The sequence below is a fragment of the Mycobacterium sp. 852002-51613_SCH5001154 genome, assembly GCF_001667425.1.
Taxonomy (GTDB): domain Bacteria; phylum Actinomycetota; class Actinomycetes; order Mycobacteriales; family Mycobacteriaceae; genus Mycobacterium.
In genome coordinates this window covers 64,906-83,596 of record NZ_LZII01000085.1, presented here as the reverse complement: position 1 = coordinate 83,596, position 18,691 = coordinate 64,906, and the positions used below count along the sequence as shown (strand labels likewise).

Here is an 18,691-nt window from a genome sequence, read left to right as displayed (position 1 = left end):
AACGAACCGGTCTGGACGGTAACGCATCGAGCGTTCCGGCGCCGTGATCGGCGCCTCGACGACAAAGCTGGCCGGATTGCGACCTCCTCTCTTATCCTGGAGGGGTTGCCGGTGCCATTGGCTGCAGTACCGCACAGGAGCCAGGAGGCTAGTGTCCGCTCGAATCACCCCGCTGCGCCTCGAGGCCTTCGAACAGCTTCCCAAGCATGCGCGTCGCTGCGTGTATTGGGAGGTCGACCCGGCGACCCTCGGTAATCAGGACCACCTCGCCGATCCGGAATTCGAGAAGGAAGCCTGGCTGTCGATGGTCATGCTGGAGTGGGGGTCGTGCGGTCAGGTCGCGACGGCCGCCGTCGACGACCGGAGCCAAAGCGAACCGCCGTGCCTGGGCTACGTGTTCTACGCGCCGCCGCGGGCGGTGCCGCGGGCACAGCGGTTTCCCACCGCGCCGGTCTCAGCGGACGCGGTGCTGCTGACTTCGATGGGTACCGAGCCCGGGCAGGCCGCCGACGATGTGCTGCACGGGCTGCTTGCCCGGGTGATCGACGAACTGGTTCGACGCGGAGTGCGGGCGCTGGAAGCCTTCGGCCGCACGCCGGCGGCGTCGGAGCTGCAGGACCCGCTGGCGGTGGGGCCTGATGTGCGGCCGGTGCTGGAGGCCGTCGGTGACTGCTCGGTGGACCACTGCGTCATCGATGCGGAGTTTCTGCAGGACGCGGGTTTCGTCGTGGTGGCGCCACACCCGTACTTTCCGCGGCTGCGCCTCGAGCTGGACAAGGGTCTCGGGTGGAAGGCCGAAGTCGAGGCGGCACTGGAGCGCCTGCTGGAAGCCGCACAACTGCAAGAGCCGGTGGGGGCCGGGTCTGCGTCAGGAAATGCGTTGCAGGGCGCCGAAATCGGCTAGGAGCCGCCGAGCCGGCTGGTGCGTTCCACGGACAGTTCGTGGGCCAGCAGTTCGGCGAAGGTGAATGTGCCGGTGGGCCGGTCATTCTTGCCCAGGAGGTAGAGCCGCTTGACCGCGGCGAGGATACCTTCGGCGATGGCGTCGCGGGTCTGCGTCGAGATCAGCATTGCGCGATCCTGTGGATTGGTGATGTAGCCGACGTCCACCTGCACCGTGGGCATCCGGGTCAGGCGCAGCAGATCCCATGTGCGGCCATGGGTTCGGCAATCCCGTAACCCGGTGCGGGCCACAACTTCTCGTTGAATGAAGTCGGCGAGATTGCGCCCGATCGTGGACACCGAGCCGTGCGAGTTTCCGAAATGAAAGGAAGCCACACCGTTGGCCGCGGGGCTGGGCTGGCTTTCACAGCGCAGGCTGATCATCAGGTCCGCCCCGACGTTGTTGGCCGTGGCAGCGCGTTCGGCGTCGGACGGACTGCGGTTGACCGGCCGTGACAAGAAGGTTTCCATGCCGATGGCGGTCATCCGCCCCTCGAGGCGGCTTGCCAAGTCCCACAACACATCCGCTTCGCTGACCGGTCCCGACGGACCCTGCATGAGCTCGCCGTGATCCGTGCCGCCGCGGCCCGGATCGATGATGATCCGCTTGCCCGACAGCTTGGGTCCGGATCGGCGGACCAGCTCCTCCTCGCGAATTGCGTGCGGTGAGCCGCCCGTGACGCGGGAGCTCAGAAAGTACAAGGAGCGCAATGTCTCTGGACCACAGATGCCGTCGGCGGCGAGCCCGTACTCACGCTGGTAAGACATCAACGCGTTGTGCGTCTGCAACCCGAAGTGGCCATCGACCAGGCCGGTGTAGAAACCGAGGTCCTGGAGGCGAGCCTGCAGGGTGGCGACGTCGTCACCGTAGAGCGGGGCACCGAATTGGTGGTACAGCGTGCGCGCGCCGAGCCGGTAGGACGCCTCTTTCAGCGCCCTATAGGTGGCCTCGCCGACGATGCCGTCCACCAGCAGGCCGCGGTGCTGCTGGAAAGCGCGTACCGCCTGGTCGAGTTCGATATCGAACAGCTCGGGGGGCACATGCCGGCCGGTGGTGAGATCATCTTCGGCGCCGTCCAGCAGCCCTAGCGCTGCCAACGTAGCCCGGATCTCGGTCACAGCTGCGCTGCGGTCACCACAGCGCAGCGCATCGCCGTATTCACGGCGCGGACTCGACATACCAAAGGCCCTCCGGGACACACTGACAGGCTCGCATCTGAGCAACAGCTAACAGCAATTGTCGCAGATGCTTCGCATATTCGGGAAAACCCCAGGCTGAACGCCGGGGCGTGGTGCGGCGAACTTAAATCGCGATCAGCTGAGGTTGGGAACCGCGTCCGAGAGCTCCCGCAGCAGCGCTGCCTTGCCTTTGGCGCCCACGATCCGCTTCACCGGCTGGCCGTCTTTGAACAGAATCATGGTGGGGATGGAGACGACTTGGAAGTCGCGCGCGGTCTCCGGATTGGCATCCACATCGAGCTTGGCGATGGTGAGCTGCTCGGCGCGCTCGCTCGCGATTTCCTCAAGCACCGGCGCGACCATCTTGCACGGCCCGCACCACGTCGCCCAAAAATCAACCAGCACAGGCTTATTGCTGGACAACACCTCCGTGGAGAACGATGCGTCAGAGACTTCGATTGTGGCCCCGGCTTTTTCGGCGGTCATTGAGGTGCTCCAATCATCTCGGTACTGCCCGGAAATTCGGTGGCGTCGCTTTGAGCGGCAGAGCTTGATTCGACATGGTCGGCCAGCCAGCGCTCGGCGTCGATGGCCGCTGAGCAGCCGCTGCCGGCGGCGGTAATCGCCTGGCGGTACGTGCGATCCACCAGGTCCCCGGCGGCGAACACCCCCTCGATCGAGGTGGCCGTGGTGCGGCCCTGAACCAGCACGTAGCCCTCGGGGTCGGTGTCGAGAACATCGCGCACCAACTCCGAGCGCGGGTCGTGACCGATCGCCACGAACACACCCGTCACGGGCAGAGTGGATTCCTCCCCGGTGAGGGTGTCGCGCACCCGCAAACCCGTGACCGTCTGATCGCCTTCGACGCCCAGCACGGCCTTGTTGGTCGCGAAGGTGATCTTGTCGTTGGCCCGGGCGCGTTCGAGCATGATGCGCGAGGCGCGGAATTCGTCGCGGCGGTGCACCAGGGTGACGCTGCGCGCGAACCGGGTCAAGAACGTGGCCTCCTCCATCGCCGAGTCCCCGCCACCGATGACCGCGATGTCTTGGTCTCTGAAGAAGAACCCGTCACAGGTCGCGCACGAACTCACCCCGCGGCCCAGCAGCTCCTGCTCACCGGGCACCCCCAGATACCGCGCCGCCGCGCCCATGGCCAAGATGACCGCCCGGGCGCGGACGGTCTCGCCCTCGGCGGTCGTCACCGACTTGACCGGGCCGTTCAGCGAAACCGATTCGACGTCTTCCATCCGCAGGTCGGCTCCGAAACGCAGGGCCTGTTCACGCATCTGGTCCATCAACTCGGGACCTGTGATGCCGTCACGAAAACCCGGGAAATTCTCCACCTCGGTGGTGGTCATCAACGCGCCACCAAACGACGTCCCTTCGAACACCACCGGCGCCAGCTGCGCCCGCGCCGTGTACAACGCCGCGGTGTACCCAGCAGGACCCGAACCAACGATGATGACGTCGTGCACAGTGTCGGCGGTCATAGAACCCTTTCAAACGATCGTCCCTGGATTCGTACAAACGCCAGCGTAGGCACGGCTGTTCCCGGGTGTCGGACCACCCATGTCACCACACTAGGGGCGGGGGATTTCGGTGTTGGCCAACAAGCCGGTGTCGGCGGCGCTGCAGTTCAGCGCGACGGCGTAGACCGCCAGGCTGTGGGGAGTGTCGCCCGCCACCACCAGGACGACCCCGGGGCGGGCGTTGATCTCGACGCGGCGCGCCCCCAGCACCTGCGTGGACGCCGGATAGCCGAGGCCGGTGAGGCAGGAAGCGCGCCGCGCCGGGTCACCGAGGGGGCCGTAATCCGGGCTCTGGTTGAGCAGGCCGAGTAGTTCGTCCTGCGACAGCGGCACCACCATCGGCGGGGTCGACACGGTGATGTGCTCGGCGGTGACCGGGGTGCTGGGGGCAGGCTCCGGAGCGGTGACCAGAGCCGCGGTGCCCACGCCGACCGCCGCGAGCAGCGCGCCCACCCCCACTACTACGGCGACCACCCGCGCGGGCCGGATCCGGGGCCGGGCCGAGTGCGCGACCGGCTGGTCTGTCTCAGCCGAGGCCAGCGCCGCCGAGATCCGGGTGGTGACCTCGGGCGGGACGTCGGGTGCCGGGCCGGCTCCCAGCGTGGCGACGTCACAGCGTGCCCGGTTGAGGGCGCGCAGAACCTGCTCGGCCTGCGGGTCATCCCGGACCCGTTGCCGCACGCGGGCCGCGGCTTCGTCGTCCAGCAGGCCGGCTTGCAGGTCGGCGAGAAGCTCGACCGTCAGGGGCGGCTCGTCGGCTTCGTCATCGGCTTCACTCATCCGCCCCAGTGTCCGTCATGCGCCGCCTGACGGCCATGGGTGGGCCCAGGTCGGGCGCGGCTTTGAGATAGCCGAGAAGCTCGGCGAGGCGCATCCGCGCCCGGGCGCACCGGCTCTTGACGGTGCCCTCGGCGATGCCCAGTAACGCCGCGGTGTCGGCCACCGAGTACCCCTGCATGTCGACGGCGACCACCGCGGCCCGCTGCTCGACGGGAAGCCGCATCAGCGCGCGCTGCACCAGCATCGCGGTCTCGACCTGGGCCGTGCGATCGGGCACCGGGTAGACGTCTTCGAGCGGGATCGTCGGGTGGGACTTGGTGCGCCGCAGCCGGTCCAGGCAGGCGTTGACGACGATGCGGTGCAGCCAACTGCCGACCGCGGCGTCATGCCGAAACGCGCCGGCGCCGCGGTGCGCCGAGAGCATGGCGTCCTGCAACGCGTCCTCGGCGTCCTCGGCTGTGCGCGTGGTGAGGCGGGCCAGCCGATGCAGCTGTCGCTGGTGGCGCAGGAACAACTCGCCGAAGGCGTGCCGGTCGCCGGCGACGTGGGCTGCCAGCAGCTCGGCATCACTGCGTTCGCGCTGGATGTCTCCCCGGGAACCCACGGCCGGACACTAACCAATCGGCTGCGGGGCGGCACTTCACCACGGCGGGGGCGCTGTGAGCGCGGTCAGGAAGCGGCCTGGACCGTGATCTCGAAGAAGCCGGCCTGGCTCTTGCCGTTGGTGGTTCCCAGCGTCGAGATCCACACCAGCAGATTCGACGTCGCCGAACCCGCCCGGACCGGGATGACGTTGTGACCCGGCTTGAGCGTGAAGGCGGGCGCCAGCACGGTGGTGTCGTTCAGCGACGCTGGGGAGGCCGTGGCCGACGACCGAATCTCGACCTTGGTCCCGCTGCTCGGCGTGTCGATGGTGACCTGCCCGATGACGGTGGCGCTGGGCAGCTGCAGCATCAGGCCTTCACCCTGCTTGAAGCTGGGGAACGGAACCGCGTCGGTGTAGACCTCGGTCGCCCAGGCGGTCGAGGGATCACCGTCGATCGCCTGCCCGGCCGTGCCCGCGTTGTCGGCATCGCCGTCGGGGGAGTAGACCGTCGCTTTGGTCGGCTTGACGACGCTGCCGGCGGCCGCGGAGCTGGGGGCCGACGACGAGGTGGAGGAGGAGGGGCCGTTCAGCCCGAGTTCGTCCTTGTTGAGGCCGCCGCCGACGTTGCCGAAGATCTTGCTCACCACCGACGCCAGGACCAACAGCGCCACCACGATGACGACAAGGCCCGCGCCCACGCCGATCAAGACGTTGCGGCGGCGGCGCGCCAGCGCCGCGTCGTCCTGTCCCGCGGCCGCACGCGCGGTGGCGGGCGCCGGCGAATCGTCGATCGGACCCAGCACCTCGGTCCGGTCGGCCACCGCAGTCGCTTGTTGCAGCAGGTTCAAAAGCGTTGACGCGCTGCGTATCCCGCCATCTTCCTGAACCGCGCGGACCGCGACGGCCGAAATCTGGAAGGGGATGCCACGGTCGACAACCATCGGCTCCACCGGCTGGCCCGTCGAATCGCGTTCGGCCGGGGCGAGCCCACTGCGCACGGTGGACTCCGCGAGTGGCCACCGATTGACCAGCAGGGCATACAGCGCTGCGCCGATGCCGCGGATGTCGCCCTGCGGGTTGGCCTCGGGCATGGTCGCCGGGTACGCCAGCACGACGTCGCCCTCGATGCTGACGCGCACCCGGCTCGGGTGGTCGATCGATAACGCGACACCGGCGCGGTGGGCCGCGTCCGCGGCCGCCGCCAACGATTGCATGGCTCGGACGGCACCGACGGGCGACGGCGCGGTGTCGGCCACCTCCTGCAGCGAACCGCCCCGCACCCACTCCGAGACGACCAGGCCGCCGTGGCCGGTATGGACCACATCGAGCACCCGGGCGATGCCGGGCTTGTCGATGCGGCTGAGCCGCAGGGTGCGGGACAGGATTTCCTGCAGCACCTCGTCGGGCAACGCCCCGTCAGGGTCGACGAAGGTCAGCGCCACCTGGCGGTCCAGCGCGGTGTCGAGCGCCTGCCAGAACTGCAGGGGTGGCGCGCCGCCGTGGAAGACCAGCAGGCGATACCGGCCGCCGGCGATGCGCGCGCCGGGAACCAAATGGACGTCGTCACCTGCCGGGTCCCCGCCGCGGTCGCGGGGCGCATCAAACGGGGCCGGACCGCCGCGCGACTCGGGCGCAACGTCGCCGTTGCGCTGGTCGGACGGGCGCGGCGCCGCCGGCTCGGACGGGCGGTCGGCGGGGTCGGCGGGGATGTCGGGTTGGAAGTCGTCGGCAACCGGTCGTGGCAGCTCGGCACCCGACGCGGCACTCTCGACAGGGCGGTCGGTCACCTCCGGTCCTTTCGCTAGCCGGGCTGGGATTGCCCGCTCCGGAGGTCTGCGCCGGATCGGCTCCTGGACCACATTTACCCCAGGCGGGGACGAATTCCTCTGCTCAGGGTACGTGACCGGGGACCGGCCGGACGATCTATCCGGGGTCATCGATTTGCGGGACAGCACAGCATGGCCCCCGAAGCGGCGTCTGACGGCGTCCAGTGCGGCCTGCGCCTCCGGGACACGCGCGCGGAGCATCACCGTCGCCATGATCGGCAGCATGATGACGGCCAGGATGAGCAGGCGCAGCAAGGAACCCGCGCCGCCGCCGTGCGCGGTCAGCCGGTCCAGTCCCGCCAACCGGTCGGCCACATGGGCCACCAGACCGGCCAGCATCGAGGCGGTGAGCGTGACCAGGATGGTGCGCAGCTCACCTCTGCCGATCAGGTGGCCGCCCGCCGGCAGCAGGGTGCGCCGCAGCAGGAGGTAACCGATGACCGCGCCGGCAAGAAAACCGATCCCGTTCGCCAGCCCCAGATAACCGGCTACTAGCTTGGGGTCGCCGGTGAGGTGCGGCGCCAGCACGGATCCGACGATCTTGACCGCCGTGATGACAAGAATGATGACGATCGGCGTCCAGGGCTGTTCGCGCGCGTAGAAGACGCGCAGCTGCAGCAGCACCAGCCCGTAGGGGATCAGCGTGAACGCCGACAGGGCGATCGCGGCGCCCAGGTATCCGGCGTCGACTCCGCCGAAGTGGCCGTAGGCGAACAGCGCGCTGCCGATCGCTGGACCGCCGACCGTCATGAACGCGACGATCGGGATCAGCGTGATCAACGTCAGGCGGGTGGCCAGCGACAGGTCGGCGAGCACGGCCTTGGTGTCGTCGGCGGCGGCGTTGCGGCTCAGCCGCGGCATCACCACGGTCAGCACGGTCACGCCGATCATGCCGAACGGCAGCATCAGGACCAGCCAGGTGTAGTTGTAAATCGCGGGCCCCGAGGCGGCCGCCGTGCTGGCGATCTGGTTGCCGACCACCAGGCCGAGCTGGCTGATCAGCACGTAGAGCACCATCGCGGCGGCCATCGTGCCGAATCGCTTGAGGCGCTCGTCGACTCCCCATAGGGGGCGCAGGTCGACCCGCTGGCGCCGCAGCGCCGCCAGCAGCACCGCGGTCTGCGCGAAGACGCCCAGCGTGGTACCGATGCCGAGGACCAACAGCTTGGTGTTGCCCATCCGCACGGGGTCGACCGACAGTTCGCCCGGCACCGCCGCGTACACCGCCAAGGTCGCGAGCGCGACGACGTTGTTGACCACCGGCGCCCACGCCGTCGGCCCGAACACGTTGCGGGTGTTGAGGATCGCCATGAACACCGACGTCAGGCCGTAGGCGAGCACCTGGGGGAGCAAGAGGTAGGCGAACGCGGTGGTCAGCGGCTCGTTGACCTGCGGGGTGCGGCCGAGCATCAGCCGCACCAGCAGCGGAGCGGCAAGCACCGACAGCACGGTCGCCAGGACCAGCAGCGCGGTTGTCAATGTGACCAGGCGCCGCACGAACGCGGCTCCGCCGTCGGGGTCGCTCTGCTCGGCGCGAGCCAGCACCGGCACGAAAATGGCGGTGAAGGTCGCCTCGAGCACCAGCGCCGCCACCAGGTTCGGCAGCTGATTGGCCACCGAGAACGCGCTGGATAGCGCGGCGCCCAAGATGGCCGCCAGGAGCACGACCCGGGCGAAGCCGGTCAGCCGGCTGACCAGCGTGGCGAACGCCATCGCCCATGACCGCGATACCAGCGCGGCGTCGGAAAGTTCGGGTCGCCGACGATCGATCCCCGCTGGGACGGGCGGCAGCGGACCCGTCGGTGGCGAGCCCGTGCTTCGGGGGCGCCGCGGCGGCTGTGCCGGGCGGGGATGTTGCGGTGCGGCCTGCCGGTGGGCGGGTTTCATACTCGATGCTCTTGCTCGACCCGATCGTCGGTGTGGTCGTCCGCGTGCGCGGATCTGGCTCCGGGCGGGTCCGGCCGGTCCAGGTCGGCGCGGTCGGGTTGGCCGCGGAAGCGGTGCCACAGGCGCCGGCCGGCCAGCAACATCAGCACGGCGGCAGCGGTCATGGTGATGGCGAACAGCACCTTGCCGTAGGCGTTGGAATGCACCGACAGGCGAACCGGCTCACCCAGCCGCAAGCCCTCCGGGGTTCGCAGCGTCACGTCGATGGCGACCCGCTGGGTGAAGTTCACTTCGATCGGCACCCGCAGCGGCAGGTATCCGGGCGGCAATTCGATCTGGCCAACGTCGGTGACTGTCATCCCCGGTGGGGCGTCGACCTGCAGCCGCACCCGGATGGGGACGGCCAGGCCGTTGTGCAGCGCGAGCGGTAGGGGGCTGTGCTCGGTGGCCAGGGTGTAGGAACCGCCAGGGTTGACGATCGTGACCGCGCCGAACAGGTCGTTGATCGTCTTGCCGACGACGGCCAAACGCTGCTGGGCCATTCCGTTGCGGGTGTCGGGCGGTTCGGACTGGCTGAGCGCGCGCAGCATGTCTTCGCGCAGCGGCGCGGTGTACTGGATGCCGGTCAGCCCGGTGCGCTCGTCGGTGCTCAGCGCCGACGTCAGACCCCACAGCCGGCCGACCTGGCCGGCCACGGCGGCGGTCACGTCGTCGCCGAATCGGCCGCGCACGGAGGTGTATGCCCCGGCCGGCTCGGACTGCTCCGTACCGGCTTGTCCAGCCTGGTTGGCCTCGGCAACCACCGCCGGCAGCGGCCGCGGTACCGCGAGACCGGACCGGATGGTGGTGGTGAGCGCGGTCAAGATCACGTGGGCGTCGTCGGCCTGCAAATTCCACGTCGCCGGCGGGACCAGGATCTGGGTGCGGGGCGCGTCATCGTGGCGCAAGGCGTGCCAGAACATGGAGCCCAATGCGTCCTGGCGGCGTGCGGTCGCCGAGTCATGCGCGAGCCGGACCGTCAGCGACGAGTCCAGGTAGGTTGGGGCGGCGGGAGAGTTTCCCGCCCCGGCCAGCGCGGCCCCAACCGCCGGGTCGAACGGCGCGACCACCACTTGCGGGGACAGCCGCCGCGGTGCGGTGTCGACGGTGGCATCGGAGGATCCCTGCGCATCGGAGGCGGACAGGTCGGCGGCGGCAACGGCGACGGTGGCTTCGTTGGCGCCGAGCAGGTTGACCGCGCGGTTGGTCAGCGGGCCATCGGGCAGCAGAGTGGCGCCGCGCACGGACGGCACGTCCAGGATGCGGTCGACGATGCTGTTGACGTCAGTGGTCGCCGCGGCGCTCAGCCCGCGGTCGTTGACGCGTTGCAGGGCGTCCAGGTCGGCCTGCGCGTAGGGGAACGGCGCGACACAGGTGCGGCGGGCCAGGGCACGCAGCCGGTTGAGCCATTCGGTCGCTGCGGCCTGTCCGGCACCCGGGTGGGTCAGAGTGCCCGGAAGCTGACCGGGGCCCTCGGGCGGATCGGTCACCACATAGCCGGCGGTCATCGCGTTGACGGTGACGAGCAGGTCGGGGTCGACGGCCAAACACAACGCCCGGCCGACCGCGCCGTCCGGGTCGACGTCGTGGCTGGTGGCTACTTCGGCCGCGGACAGCAAGATGTCGAGCCGGCCGCCGCTGGCCAGAGAGGTGGCCAGGTCGTCGTCGACCAGGCGCACGGGAATGGTGCCGCCGGGCACGCCGGGGGCCAGCCGGGGCCGGTCGGCCAATGGCCACAACATGGTGATCCACACGGGTTTGGAGGTGTCGGGCGCGACGGCGGAGCCCAGATCACTGCCCTGGTCAGGGGGTACACCGACCACCGGCAACAGGAAGCGCGCGTTGTCGAGCCTGGCGGGGGCGCCGTAATCGGGTGTGCCATTGACGTTGACCAGGACCGGGTAGATGCCGGGCTTCTCGACACCCAGGGACTGTTTAGTCAACGAGCGCAGCGGCGCCGACAGCGTGAAGCCGGCTTCTTGGCCGCGTTGCAGTTCTGGAGCGACCGTCAGGAAATCGGCGGCCGGCTGATACCCGTCGGTCTCGCCGTCCAAGGTGGTCCGCAATCCCGTGGACGCGGTGACCGCCCCGGCGTGTTCGAGGCGGACCATGACGTCGCGGACGGGGCGGTCGCCGATGTTGGTCACCATGCCGCTGACGGTGACGACGGGTTGGCTGGACGTGGTGACCACATCCGGGGTGACCTGGTCGATGCGGACGCGGACGAACGGTGTCACGCCCGGCTCGCCTGCGCCCGCGCGCGGCATGACGGGCGCGGTGAGCATCGCGAACCCGGCCACGATGCCGATCACCGCCGCGAGGCGTAACAAGCAGAGTCGGGGCGCCGTCACGGCCCTGGCCCGTGGCCGTTCTTCCGGCTGGTCGCCGGCTTGTCGGCATGCCGGGTGCGCGAGTGCGTCTGCGGGCGGCGTCGGGGAGAGGTCGGTGGGAGCGGCGGCAGGGCGGCGGGGCCGTGGTTTTGGAGCTTGTCGATCAGCTCGTGGGCCACTCGGGCCAGTCGACGTTCGTCGGCGTAGGCCAGCTTCGACGGCAGCTCGTGCATCGGCACCCAGGCCACCTCGGCCACCTCGAGGTCCTCGTCGGACAGCTCGCCGCCGGAGAAGCGCATCAAATAGTGGTGCACGGTCTTGTGGACCCGGCGGCCGTCGGTGACGAACCAGTAGTCGATGCGTCCGAGCGCGGCCAGCACGCTGCCGCGGATGCCGGTCTCTTCGGCGACTTCCCTTATAGCGGTCTGCTCTGCGGTCTCACCGAGTTCGATGTGCCCCTTGGGCAACGACCAAAGCATTCGTCCCCGGCGATCGATGCGGCCGATGAGTGCCGCGACCTGAGAGTCCCGGGGCCCGTCGAGCCCGTCGATGACCAGTCCTCCGGCGGAGGTTTCGTGCACGGTCCGCAGCCGGTCCGGTCCGCGGCGAGGCGAACGGGATCGGCGCGATTTCGTCGGCGTCGAGTCGGCGGGGGCTTGGCCGTTCGTCTGGTTCTCGGTAGAACTCGCAGCGCCACGACCGCGCCGCCGCCCCCGGCGCCTGCGTGGCTTGCCTTGTTCGCCGTCCGACACCCAAGCGATAGTAGCTGGCACGCCATCCGCTCCCAGGACATACTCGCCGCTAGCGGGGCGCGCGATGCCTCAGGTCCGAGTATGTCTGGTCAGATCGGGCCGATTGCCGCGGCGATAACAAAAGCGGGAATGAAGATCACCAGCGAGAGTGGCCCCGACAGGCTGCCGATCATCATTCCGCGGCCGATCTGACCGCATCTGCCCGATGTCCGCGCGATGAGGGCGCTGACGCCGATGTATGCCAGCGTCACCGGCAGAACGACAATCACCAAGGGCCACATGGGCAAAACAAAGAGCCAGGTGACGAAATCCACCGCGAAGACGTGGGCTATCGCTACTGCGAAAGTCAGGGCCCCATAGCGATTGACTAGAGGTCGGTCGGTCATCGGTGGCCTTTCAGCGCAGGACAAGATAAGCGAAAGCCGTTCCGCCAGCGAGCACGACGGCCGAACAGCTCAAGATGCTGATGCCAAGACCACGATTACGTGGTGACGTCGACCTCAGGAACGCGGCGCCGATAAGTAGCGACACCAACGTCGTCAGGGCGGTGGAAGTCAGCATCCATGCGCGCTCACCGGCATACGCACCACGTGTGTCGAACGGCCACTTACCCAGCAGCCACATCGCGACGAGCAACATTGCCAGTATCAGTTGAACGACAAAGGGTGCCGACCATGTCGCCGTGCGCCAAGCGCGGGCGTCGAAGAAATTCATTGGCTCAGAACTCGGCATATTTGCTGCTTTCGGATCCTTCCCGTGGCGCGTGACGCTACTACCGCACGTCGGCCGGTCAATTCACCTTGGGCGCGTGCCGGTGATGGCGCGAGCCCGTGCGAGCCTCCTCACACGGGCTTTTCGGCCCCGGCCGACTACGCTGATCGAACGTGTCCGAAGCCGATGTCGAGCTGCTTGCCGCCGCCGCGGTCGCCCTGAATCAACAGGCGCCCATGTTGCGCGAGCTGGGCTCGGCGTTCGACGCGGCGGGGCACGAGTTGTACCTCGTCGGCGGCTCGGTGCGAGATGCCGTGCTGGGCAGGCTCAGTCCCGACTTGGACTTCACCACCGACGCCCGCCCGGAGCAGATCCAAGAGATCTTGCGGCGGTGGGCCGATAACTTGTGGGACACCGGCATCGATTTCGGCACCGTGGGTGTGGGCAAGGGCGAGCATCGCTTGGAAATCACCACGTTCCGCGCCGACGCCTACGACCAGGTCTCGCGGAAACCTGCGGTGCAGTATGGCGAACGCCTCGAAGACGATTTGGTGCGCCGCGATTTCACGGCAAACGCGATGGCCGTGCGCATCACGCCCGACGGGCCGGGTGAATTCCTCGATCCCCTCGGCGGTTTGGCGGCGCTGCGCGAGCGGGTGCTGGACACCCCGGCGGCTCCGTCGGTGTCGTTCGGCGACGATCCGCTGCGGATGCTGCGCGCGGCGCGGTTCGTCTCGCAGCTCGGCTTCGCCGTCGCCCCGCGGGTGCGCGAGGCGATCGAGGAGATGGCTCCCGAGCTGGCCCGGATCAGCGCCGAGCGGGTGGCCGCCGAGCTGGACAAGTTGCTTCTCGGCGACGACCCCGTCTCCGGCATCGACCTGCTGGTGCAGTCCGGCATGGGTGGGGTGGTGCTGCCCGAGGTCGGCGGGATGCAGATGGCCATCGACGAACACCATCAGCACAAGGACGTCTACCAGCATTCGCTGACGGTGCTGCGGCAGGCGATCGCCCTCGAGGATGACGGGCCGGATCTGGTGCTGCGCTGGGCCGCGCTGCTCCACGACATCGGCAAGCCGGCCACCAGGCGGCACGAAGCCAACGGCGGCGTGAGTTTCCACCACCACGAAGTCGTCGGCGCCAAGATGGCCCGAAAGCGATTGCGGGCGTTGAAGTATTCCAAACAGATGGTCGACGACGTCTCCCAGCTGGTGTATCTGCACCTGCGGTTCCACGGCTACGGCGAGGGGAAGTGGACCGATTCCGCGGTGCGCCGCTACGTCACCGATGCCGGGCCGCTGCTGCCGCGACTGCACAAGCTGGTGCGCGCCGACTGCACGACGCGTAACAAGCGCCGGGCCGCGCGGCTGCAGGCCAGCTATGACCGGCTGGAGGCGCGGATCGCCGAGCTGGCCGCCCAAGAGGATCTGGCCCGCGTCCGCCCGGACCTGGACGGCAACCAGATCATGAAGCTGCTCGACATTCCCGCCGGCCCGCAGGTCGGCGAGGCATGGCGCTTCCTCAAAGAGCTGCGCCTGGAGCGCGGGCCGTTGACGACCGAAGAGGCGACCGCGGAACTGCTGAGCTGGTGGCAATCGCGCGGGAACCCGTAACGGTGATCTCGCGTCCCATGTTTCGTGGACTACTGCTTAAGTGGCGACGACGGCACGGCGGATATCTGGCACCGCGACCTCGACCTTGACCTCGACGGCGACGGCCGGCTCGACGCTTTCGGGCTGGACTTCGACGGCGATGGATTGCACGACGACGCGCTCGCGGACCTCGATGGCGATGGCGTCGCCGATCACGCGGCGCTCGACCTCGACAACGACGGCACTCCCGAGGCGTACTTCACCGACGACGGGTCCGGGACGTGGGGGATACCCACGGACCACGGACGCCAGCTTCGGTGGTTCGGGCTTGACGGCGTCGAGCACACCGGCGGACCGCTAGTGGACTTCGACGGCCAGGGCCGCGCCGACGATCAGCTCTTCGATATCGACGGCGACGGACTGGCCGACCGGGTGCTGTGCGCCGATGCGGACGGTGTCACCGGCTACGTCGATACCGATGGCGATGGTAAGTGGAATGTGCGGCTGAGCGATTCGGACGGTGACGGCCTCGCCGACGGCGCTAGCACGCTGTGAGGGCGGCAGCGGCAAGGGTGAATTGACCACTGCCGCTGGGCTATTTAGCCTGGTCAATAGCGGCGCGGGTATCCGCGGCGATCGATTGAAAGGGGTGGCAATGTTCGTCGACCCAGCGCTATTGCACTCCGGAGGCAACGATTCGCATCGTGCGGGCGGGCACGCGCAAGAGGGAGCGGATCAGCTCGCGCGGGGACCGCTGGGGTCGGGGATGTTCGGCGACTTCGCCGCGGCCGATTCGTTCCATTCGGCGATCACCGCCGCGCATACGCAGCACGTGCAGACCCTGCAGGGCCACCAGCGGACGCTGACCGATGTGGGTTCGAAGGCTCATCACGCGGCCAAGGGGTTCACCAGCATGGACGAGAACAACGCCAGCGAAATGCAGGCATTGCGGCCGGGGGCCAACGGCTCATCGTCGCGGGTCTGATCACCAGACTGGATCGGCTCCCGGTGCGGAAGAGCAGTGTTCCAACACCGGGATCGTTTTGAAGCGGTCCTTCCGGTGTGGTGTCGATCAATGCCCGTGGATGATTCAACAGAATGGTGCTACGGGCTGAGGCGATTTTGAGGAGGGCTGCATGGGGGATCTGCCTCCAAACTTTGGTGGGGAACCGCCAAATGCCCCGCCGCCGAGTCAGTGGCAGCCGCCCTATCCACCTGCGCCCTCGAAGCGTCCACGGACATGGCCGGCGATTGCACTGGCATCGATCGCCGTTCTGCTGGGCGCTGTTGCCCTAGTTGTGGCGGCTACACGGTCTACCAATGACTCGGCCCCTGGCTCACCGACCACGTCTGCGGCACCGACGTATACAGCGGCGGAGTCGGCTGCCGCGCACCGGAAGCTATGCGACATCTACAACGTGGCCGCGCGTGCCGTCCAAATCGATACCAATGGCGACAACCCGGCTTATGCCGGCATTGCCACGGTTAATGGTGCAGTGACCCTTGAACATGCGGTGAACTCTGCTCCGGCGCTCCCGCCCGGCGACCGAGCTGCCGCACTTGCCCTGGCTGAGGCGTATAGCAACGCGCAGGTCTTAGCAAGTTTGGTACAGCGCGACGACCCTGCCTGGCGATCGGCGGCCGACGATGTCAACGCTAAGGACACTGCGATGAAGAGCGTTTGCGGTGGCGGGTGATCTGCCGGTGGGCGCGCTACTCAGACTTCGAGCACGTTCAATTGCAGACGTTCTGCGGCACAGCCAAAACCGAGCACCATATGCACAGGAATGCGTCAACCAGCTTCCGAGACCCGGTTGGACCATGCGCTTGAAGATGCAGGAGCTCGGGGGCCAACGATGCAGTTGACGCTTACGCGGCTCTGGCGAGTGTGAGCGAAGCCGTGCGACTGTTCAAGATCGAGGTGGAGACGCACTAGCAGCGCGAAACTTAGTCGCGAGCGTGCCGACGGGCTGTTGGGAGGGCATATGGCAGAGGACCTCACTCCTAACTTTGGGAGGGGATTACCTGGGGGGCAACCCGTTCAGTGGCCACCGCCGTATTCGACTCAGCCTCCACAACGCTCACGCTCATGGCCAGGGATTGCCCTGGCTGCGATCGCCCTTATCGCAGCCATAGCTGCGCTTGTTGTGGCCCTCACAAGGCCAACGGCCTCGGGACCGTCGTCAACGGCTTCGGCGGCGCCTACCTACTCCGCTGCTGACACCGCTGCCGCTCAGCGACAACTGTGCGACGCGTATTCGCGCGCCGCGCGGGCGGTGCAGATTGAATCTAACGGCGGGGGGACAGCGCTTGCCCGCATTGCCACGGCGAACGGAGCAATAATGCTCGAAGCGGCAGCGGCAGTTCCCGCTCTCAAGCCGGATGACCGCTCCGCCGCCTTAACCCTCGCTCGTACGTACCGTGATCTGACTGCTGTTGGCAGCGTGGTGAACGGCAGCAACGATCCGGCATGGCAGTCGGCGGTGTCCCAAGTCGATGCCGCCGATGGCGCGATGAAAAAAGTCTGCGGCGGCTGACCTTCTGAGGTTCGACGTCCGACTGTCTCATTGAGCGACGAGGTTGGCTTCATCGAGCACTGTATAACCCCGTTACGGCTTGGCGATGACTACGCTTGTCGGCACACCGAGCCATTGACGAATGCAGTAACGCCCGAGGCTGATGGGACGCTGTGGGTTTGTGTCGCACCCGGCATGTGTCATACAAGCCTTGAAAGGCAACGGAACGGGCGCGTTGCGGTGAATTGCACACTCCGCGGTTCCTTTGCTCCACTATGGGCGGGGCGGAAGACGGATAATGGGGGACCGCAAACCAGGGTCCGTGGACTTCCAGGAGGGTGATCGTGGGGAACCAGACTTGGGGGCCCGGTGAGGGTCCGGCCGCCCAGCCGCCCATTGCGAATTGGCCGCCGAACTATTTGGGCAGACCGGCGTCCCAGCCGCGCCCCTGGCTGGCGATCGCCGTGGCGTTGACAGCTGCTATAGCTATCGCAGCCCTAACAGTGGCCCTTGCGCGACCGACCGCTACGAGTCCGTCGGCAGCCGCGACAGCACCGACACCTGGCCCTACGGAAGTTGCCACCGCTCAACAGCAACTATGTAACGTTTACAAACTGGCGGCTCAGGCGGCCCAGGTCGACACGGCGGGAACAGATAAAGCGCTAGCACGCCTCGCAACAACCAATGGCGCCCTGCTGCTTGAGATGGCGGCGGCTAATCCTGTTCTAGACACCAAGCACCGGGATGCGGCGCATGCTCTTGCGATGGCGTACGGAACCCTAACAGCGAAGGGCAGCGCCGGAGTTGCGACTGAAGCTGATTATCAGGCGGCACTTAACGATGCAATTGCGAAAGATGCCGCTATGAACAAGGTATGCAGTGGCGGTTGACCTTCCGCCTGGTAAGTGGACACCGGCGTTGATTGGACCGTGGTGGCCGATGCCGTCAGCGACTCTGCGCGGTGCCGCTCAGCATTGGAGCCAAGCATGCGCGGAGCAGCAGTTGTTTTCGCAAGACCTGCGCGGTCAATGGATGACAATAGCGGCACATAACCAGGGCCACACGGCGGACGACCTCATATCTAGATACCAAGATGGTGAAAAGTTTCATTTGGATCTTGCCGAGAAGTACCAGGCGAAGGCGGGAGCCTTCAATTTGGGGGCTGACGCGATTGACTATCTACGAAGTCGACTGTCAGACATAGCGAATACAGGCAATAGCGAGATAGATCAAATTCTGGCGTCAAACAAGCCGCTGCCAGAGCAAGTCGCGGAGGTGCAGGCCGTTCAGTTGCGCTGCAACGGCGATGCCGCGAACGCGAGCATGATGGCGGGCGACAAACTTATGACTGCAACCCAGAAGATTCTCGATGCTGAGGGCTTTGGTGGTGACGCCCGAACGTGGGCGCGTCAAAATGGCTTCGATACGGGTAATGCCTTACCACCGCGGCCGATCAGCCAGGGCGACTTGACAGGCGGACGACTCAGTTCCGGCGGTCGTGGCATGGGTCCATCGAACGTATCCGCCGCAAGCAGCCATGAGCCGCAACCGGCCCCGCTCGCCGCTGGAGGGTTCAGCGGTACGGGGAGTACCCCGGGGGGAGGACCGGGTGCGATCGCCCACGGACCACCACCACTTGGATCTGGCGGATTCGCCGGCGGGCCGTCGTCGATTGGACCGCCGGCTGCTTCGACTGGTGTTTCGTTGCCGGGTGGCGGTGGATCAATGGCTTCTGGGATGTCGGGCGTATCCGCAGGCGGTTCCGTTCCAGCAGCGGGCTTTGGGCAAGGAGCGCCGCCAAACCTGGCGCAATCGTTCGCTTCCGGCATGGCGACGGGGCAGCCGGCCGGGGCAGGTGCGCAAGGGATTTCGTCGGGTGCAATCAACGCGATGGAATCTGGAGCGGGTAACCCACAGGCGGGGCCACCGGCAGGGACGCCGCCGCCGGTGGCCCCGACCGCACCCAGCGCCGGGGCTTTCATTCCGGCGGGCACTCCTGTCGACGCGCCCCCGCCAGCCGCTCCC

At 67.5% G+C, this 18,691-nt stretch carries 16 protein-coding genes; 6 read left to right on the top strand and 10 right to left on the bottom strand.

Annotated features, from left to right (window positions below):
- The first annotated feature begins 151 nt into the window (after window positions 1-151).
- Window positions 152-904 (top strand): acetyltransferase, encoded by a 753-nt coding sequence (locus tag A5750_RS24390; RefSeq protein WP_066951104.1) that lies wholly within the window; start codon window positions 152-154, stop codon window positions 902-904.
- Here the strand turns inward: A5750_RS24390 and A5750_RS24385 are convergent.
- The 10 genes from A5750_RS24385 to A5750_RS24340 form a co-directional block, all read right to left on the bottom strand.
- On the bottom strand, window positions 901-2,121 hold the full coding sequence (locus A5750_RS24385) for an N-acetylmuramoyl-L-alanine amidase (protein ID WP_066951108.1): 1,221 nt from the start codon (window positions 2,119-2,121) through the stop codon (window positions 901-903). The genes A5750_RS24390 and A5750_RS24385 overlap by 4 nt on opposite strands.
- Window positions 2,122-2,256: 135 nt before the next feature.
- Entirely contained in the window at window positions 2,257-2,607 is a 351-nt protein-coding gene (gene trxA / locus A5750_RS24380; protein ID WP_066951113.1) for a thioredoxin, read from the bottom strand.
- Entirely contained in the window at window positions 2,604-3,611 is a 1,008-nt protein-coding gene (gene trxB / locus A5750_RS24375; RefSeq protein WP_067266369.1) for a thioredoxin-disulfide reductase, read from the bottom strand. Before trxB ends, trxA begins: the two co-directional genes overlap by 4 nt.
- 90 nt (window positions 3,612-3,701) lie before the next feature.
- Window positions 3,702-4,430 (bottom strand): hypothetical protein, encoded by a 729-nt coding sequence (locus tag A5750_RS24370; protein WP_067266365.1) that lies wholly within the window; start codon window positions 4,428-4,430, stop codon window positions 3,702-3,704.
- Window positions 4,423-5,034 (bottom strand): RNA polymerase sigma factor SigM, encoded by a 612-nt coding sequence (gene sigM / locus A5750_RS24365; protein WP_066951126.1) that lies wholly within the window; start codon window positions 5,032-5,034, stop codon window positions 4,423-4,425. The genes A5750_RS24370 and sigM overlap by 8 nt, the downstream gene beginning before the upstream one ends.
- Before the next feature lie 65 nt (window positions 5,035-5,099).
- Window positions 5,100-8,729: a murein biosynthesis integral membrane protein MurJ gene (locus A5750_RS24360; protein ID WP_067266362.1), complete on the bottom strand. Its 3,630-nt coding sequence runs from the start codon at window positions 8,727-8,729 to the stop codon at window positions 5,100-5,102.
- Window positions 8,726-11,119: a hypothetical protein gene (locus A5750_RS24355; protein ID WP_067266360.1), complete on the bottom strand. Its 2,394-nt coding sequence runs from the start codon at window positions 11,117-11,119 to the stop codon at window positions 8,726-8,728. The genes A5750_RS24360 and A5750_RS24355 overlap by 4 nt, the downstream gene beginning before the upstream one ends.
- Window positions 11,116-11,850: an NUDIX hydrolase gene (locus tag A5750_RS24350; protein ID WP_066951137.1), complete on the bottom strand. Its 735-nt coding sequence runs from the start codon at window positions 11,848-11,850 to the stop codon at window positions 11,116-11,118. Before A5750_RS24350 ends, A5750_RS24355 begins: the two co-directional genes overlap by 4 nt.
- 89 nt (window positions 11,851-11,939) lie before the next feature.
- The gene (locus A5750_RS26695) at window positions 11,940-12,131 is read right to left on the bottom strand and encodes a hypothetical protein (RefSeq protein WP_082959206.1); all 192 of its coding nucleotides are present in this window, start codon (window positions 12,129-12,131) and stop codon (window positions 11,940-11,942) included.
- 115 nt (window positions 12,132-12,246) lie between these two features.
- Entirely contained in the window at window positions 12,247-12,489 is a 243-nt protein-coding gene (locus A5750_RS24340; RefSeq protein ID WP_067266529.1) for a hypothetical protein, read from the bottom strand.
- Between the two features lie 245 nt (window positions 12,490-12,734).
- Between A5750_RS24340 and A5750_RS24335 the strand changes: the two genes are divergently transcribed.
- From A5750_RS24335 to A5750_RS26485, 5 genes are all read left to right on the top strand, one after another.
- Window positions 12,735-14,171: a CCA tRNA nucleotidyltransferase gene (locus A5750_RS24335; protein ID WP_066951146.1), complete on the top strand. Its 1,437-nt coding sequence runs from the start codon at window positions 12,735-12,737 to the stop codon at window positions 14,169-14,171.
- A gap of 24 nt (window positions 14,172-14,195) precedes the next feature.
- On the top strand, window positions 14,196-14,705 hold the full coding sequence (locus A5750_RS24330) for a pullulanase (RefSeq protein WP_067266353.1): 510 nt from the start codon (window positions 14,196-14,198) through the stop codon (window positions 14,703-14,705).
- Window positions 14,706-14,805: 100 nt separating this feature from the next.
- Window positions 14,806-15,135 carry a DUF2563 family protein gene (locus A5750_RS24325; RefSeq protein WP_066951153.1) on the top strand — a complete coding sequence of 110 codons (330 nt, stop codon included), beginning with the start codon at window positions 14,806-14,808 and terminating at the stop codon, window positions 15,133-15,135.
- 151 nt (window positions 15,136-15,286) lie between these two features.
- Window positions 15,287-15,847 carry a hypothetical protein gene (locus A5750_RS25635; RefSeq protein ID WP_082959199.1) on the top strand — a complete coding sequence of 187 codons (561 nt, stop codon included), beginning with the start codon at window positions 15,287-15,289 and terminating at the stop codon, window positions 15,845-15,847.
- Window positions 15,848-16,492: 645 nt separating this feature from the next.
- Complete coding sequence (locus A5750_RS26485) at window positions 16,493-16,687, top strand: hypothetical protein (protein ID WP_231989297.1); 195 nt, start codon at window positions 16,493-16,495, stop codon at window positions 16,685-16,687.
- Window positions 16,688-18,691: the final 2,004 nt, after the last annotated feature.

Bases quoted from the DNA above. Each gene is read 5' to 3' on its own strand.
- A5750_RS24360 (WP_067266362.1), bottom strand. From the start codon at position 8,729: ATGAAACCCGCCCACCGGCAGGCCGCACCGCAACATCCCCGCCCGGCA.
- A5750_RS26695 (WP_082959206.1), bottom strand. From the start codon at position 12,131: ATGTGGCCCTTGGTGATTGTCGTTCTGCCGGTGACGCTGGCATACATC.
- A5750_RS24340 (WP_067266529.1), bottom strand. From the start codon at position 12,489: ATGTTGCTCGTCGCGATGTGGCTGCTGGGTAAGTGGCCGTTCGACACA.
- A5750_RS24385 (WP_066951108.1), bottom strand. From the start codon at position 2,121: ATGTCGAGTCCGCGCCGTGAATACGGCGATGCGCTGCGCTGTGGTGAC.
- trxA (WP_066951113.1), bottom strand. From the start codon at position 2,607: ATGACCGCCGAAAAAGCCGGGGCCACAATCGAAGTCTCTGACGCATCG.
- A5750_RS24370 (WP_067266365.1), bottom strand. From the start codon at position 4,430: ATGAGTGAAGCCGATGACGAAGCCGACGAGCCGCCCCTGACGGTCGAG.
- trxB (WP_067266369.1), bottom strand. From the start codon at position 3,611: ATGACCGCCGACACTGTGCACGACGTCATCATCGTTGGTTCGGGTCCT.
- A5750_RS26485 (WP_231989297.1), top strand. From the start codon at position 16,493: ATGCTCGAAGCGGCAGCGGCAGTTCCCGCTCTCAAGCCGGATGACCGC.
- A5750_RS25635 (WP_082959199.1), top strand. From the start codon at position 15,287: ATGGGGGATCTGCCTCCAAACTTTGGTGGGGAACCGCCAAATGCCCCG.
- A5750_RS24325 (WP_066951153.1), top strand. From the start codon at position 14,806: ATGTTCGTCGACCCAGCGCTATTGCACTCCGGAGGCAACGATTCGCAT.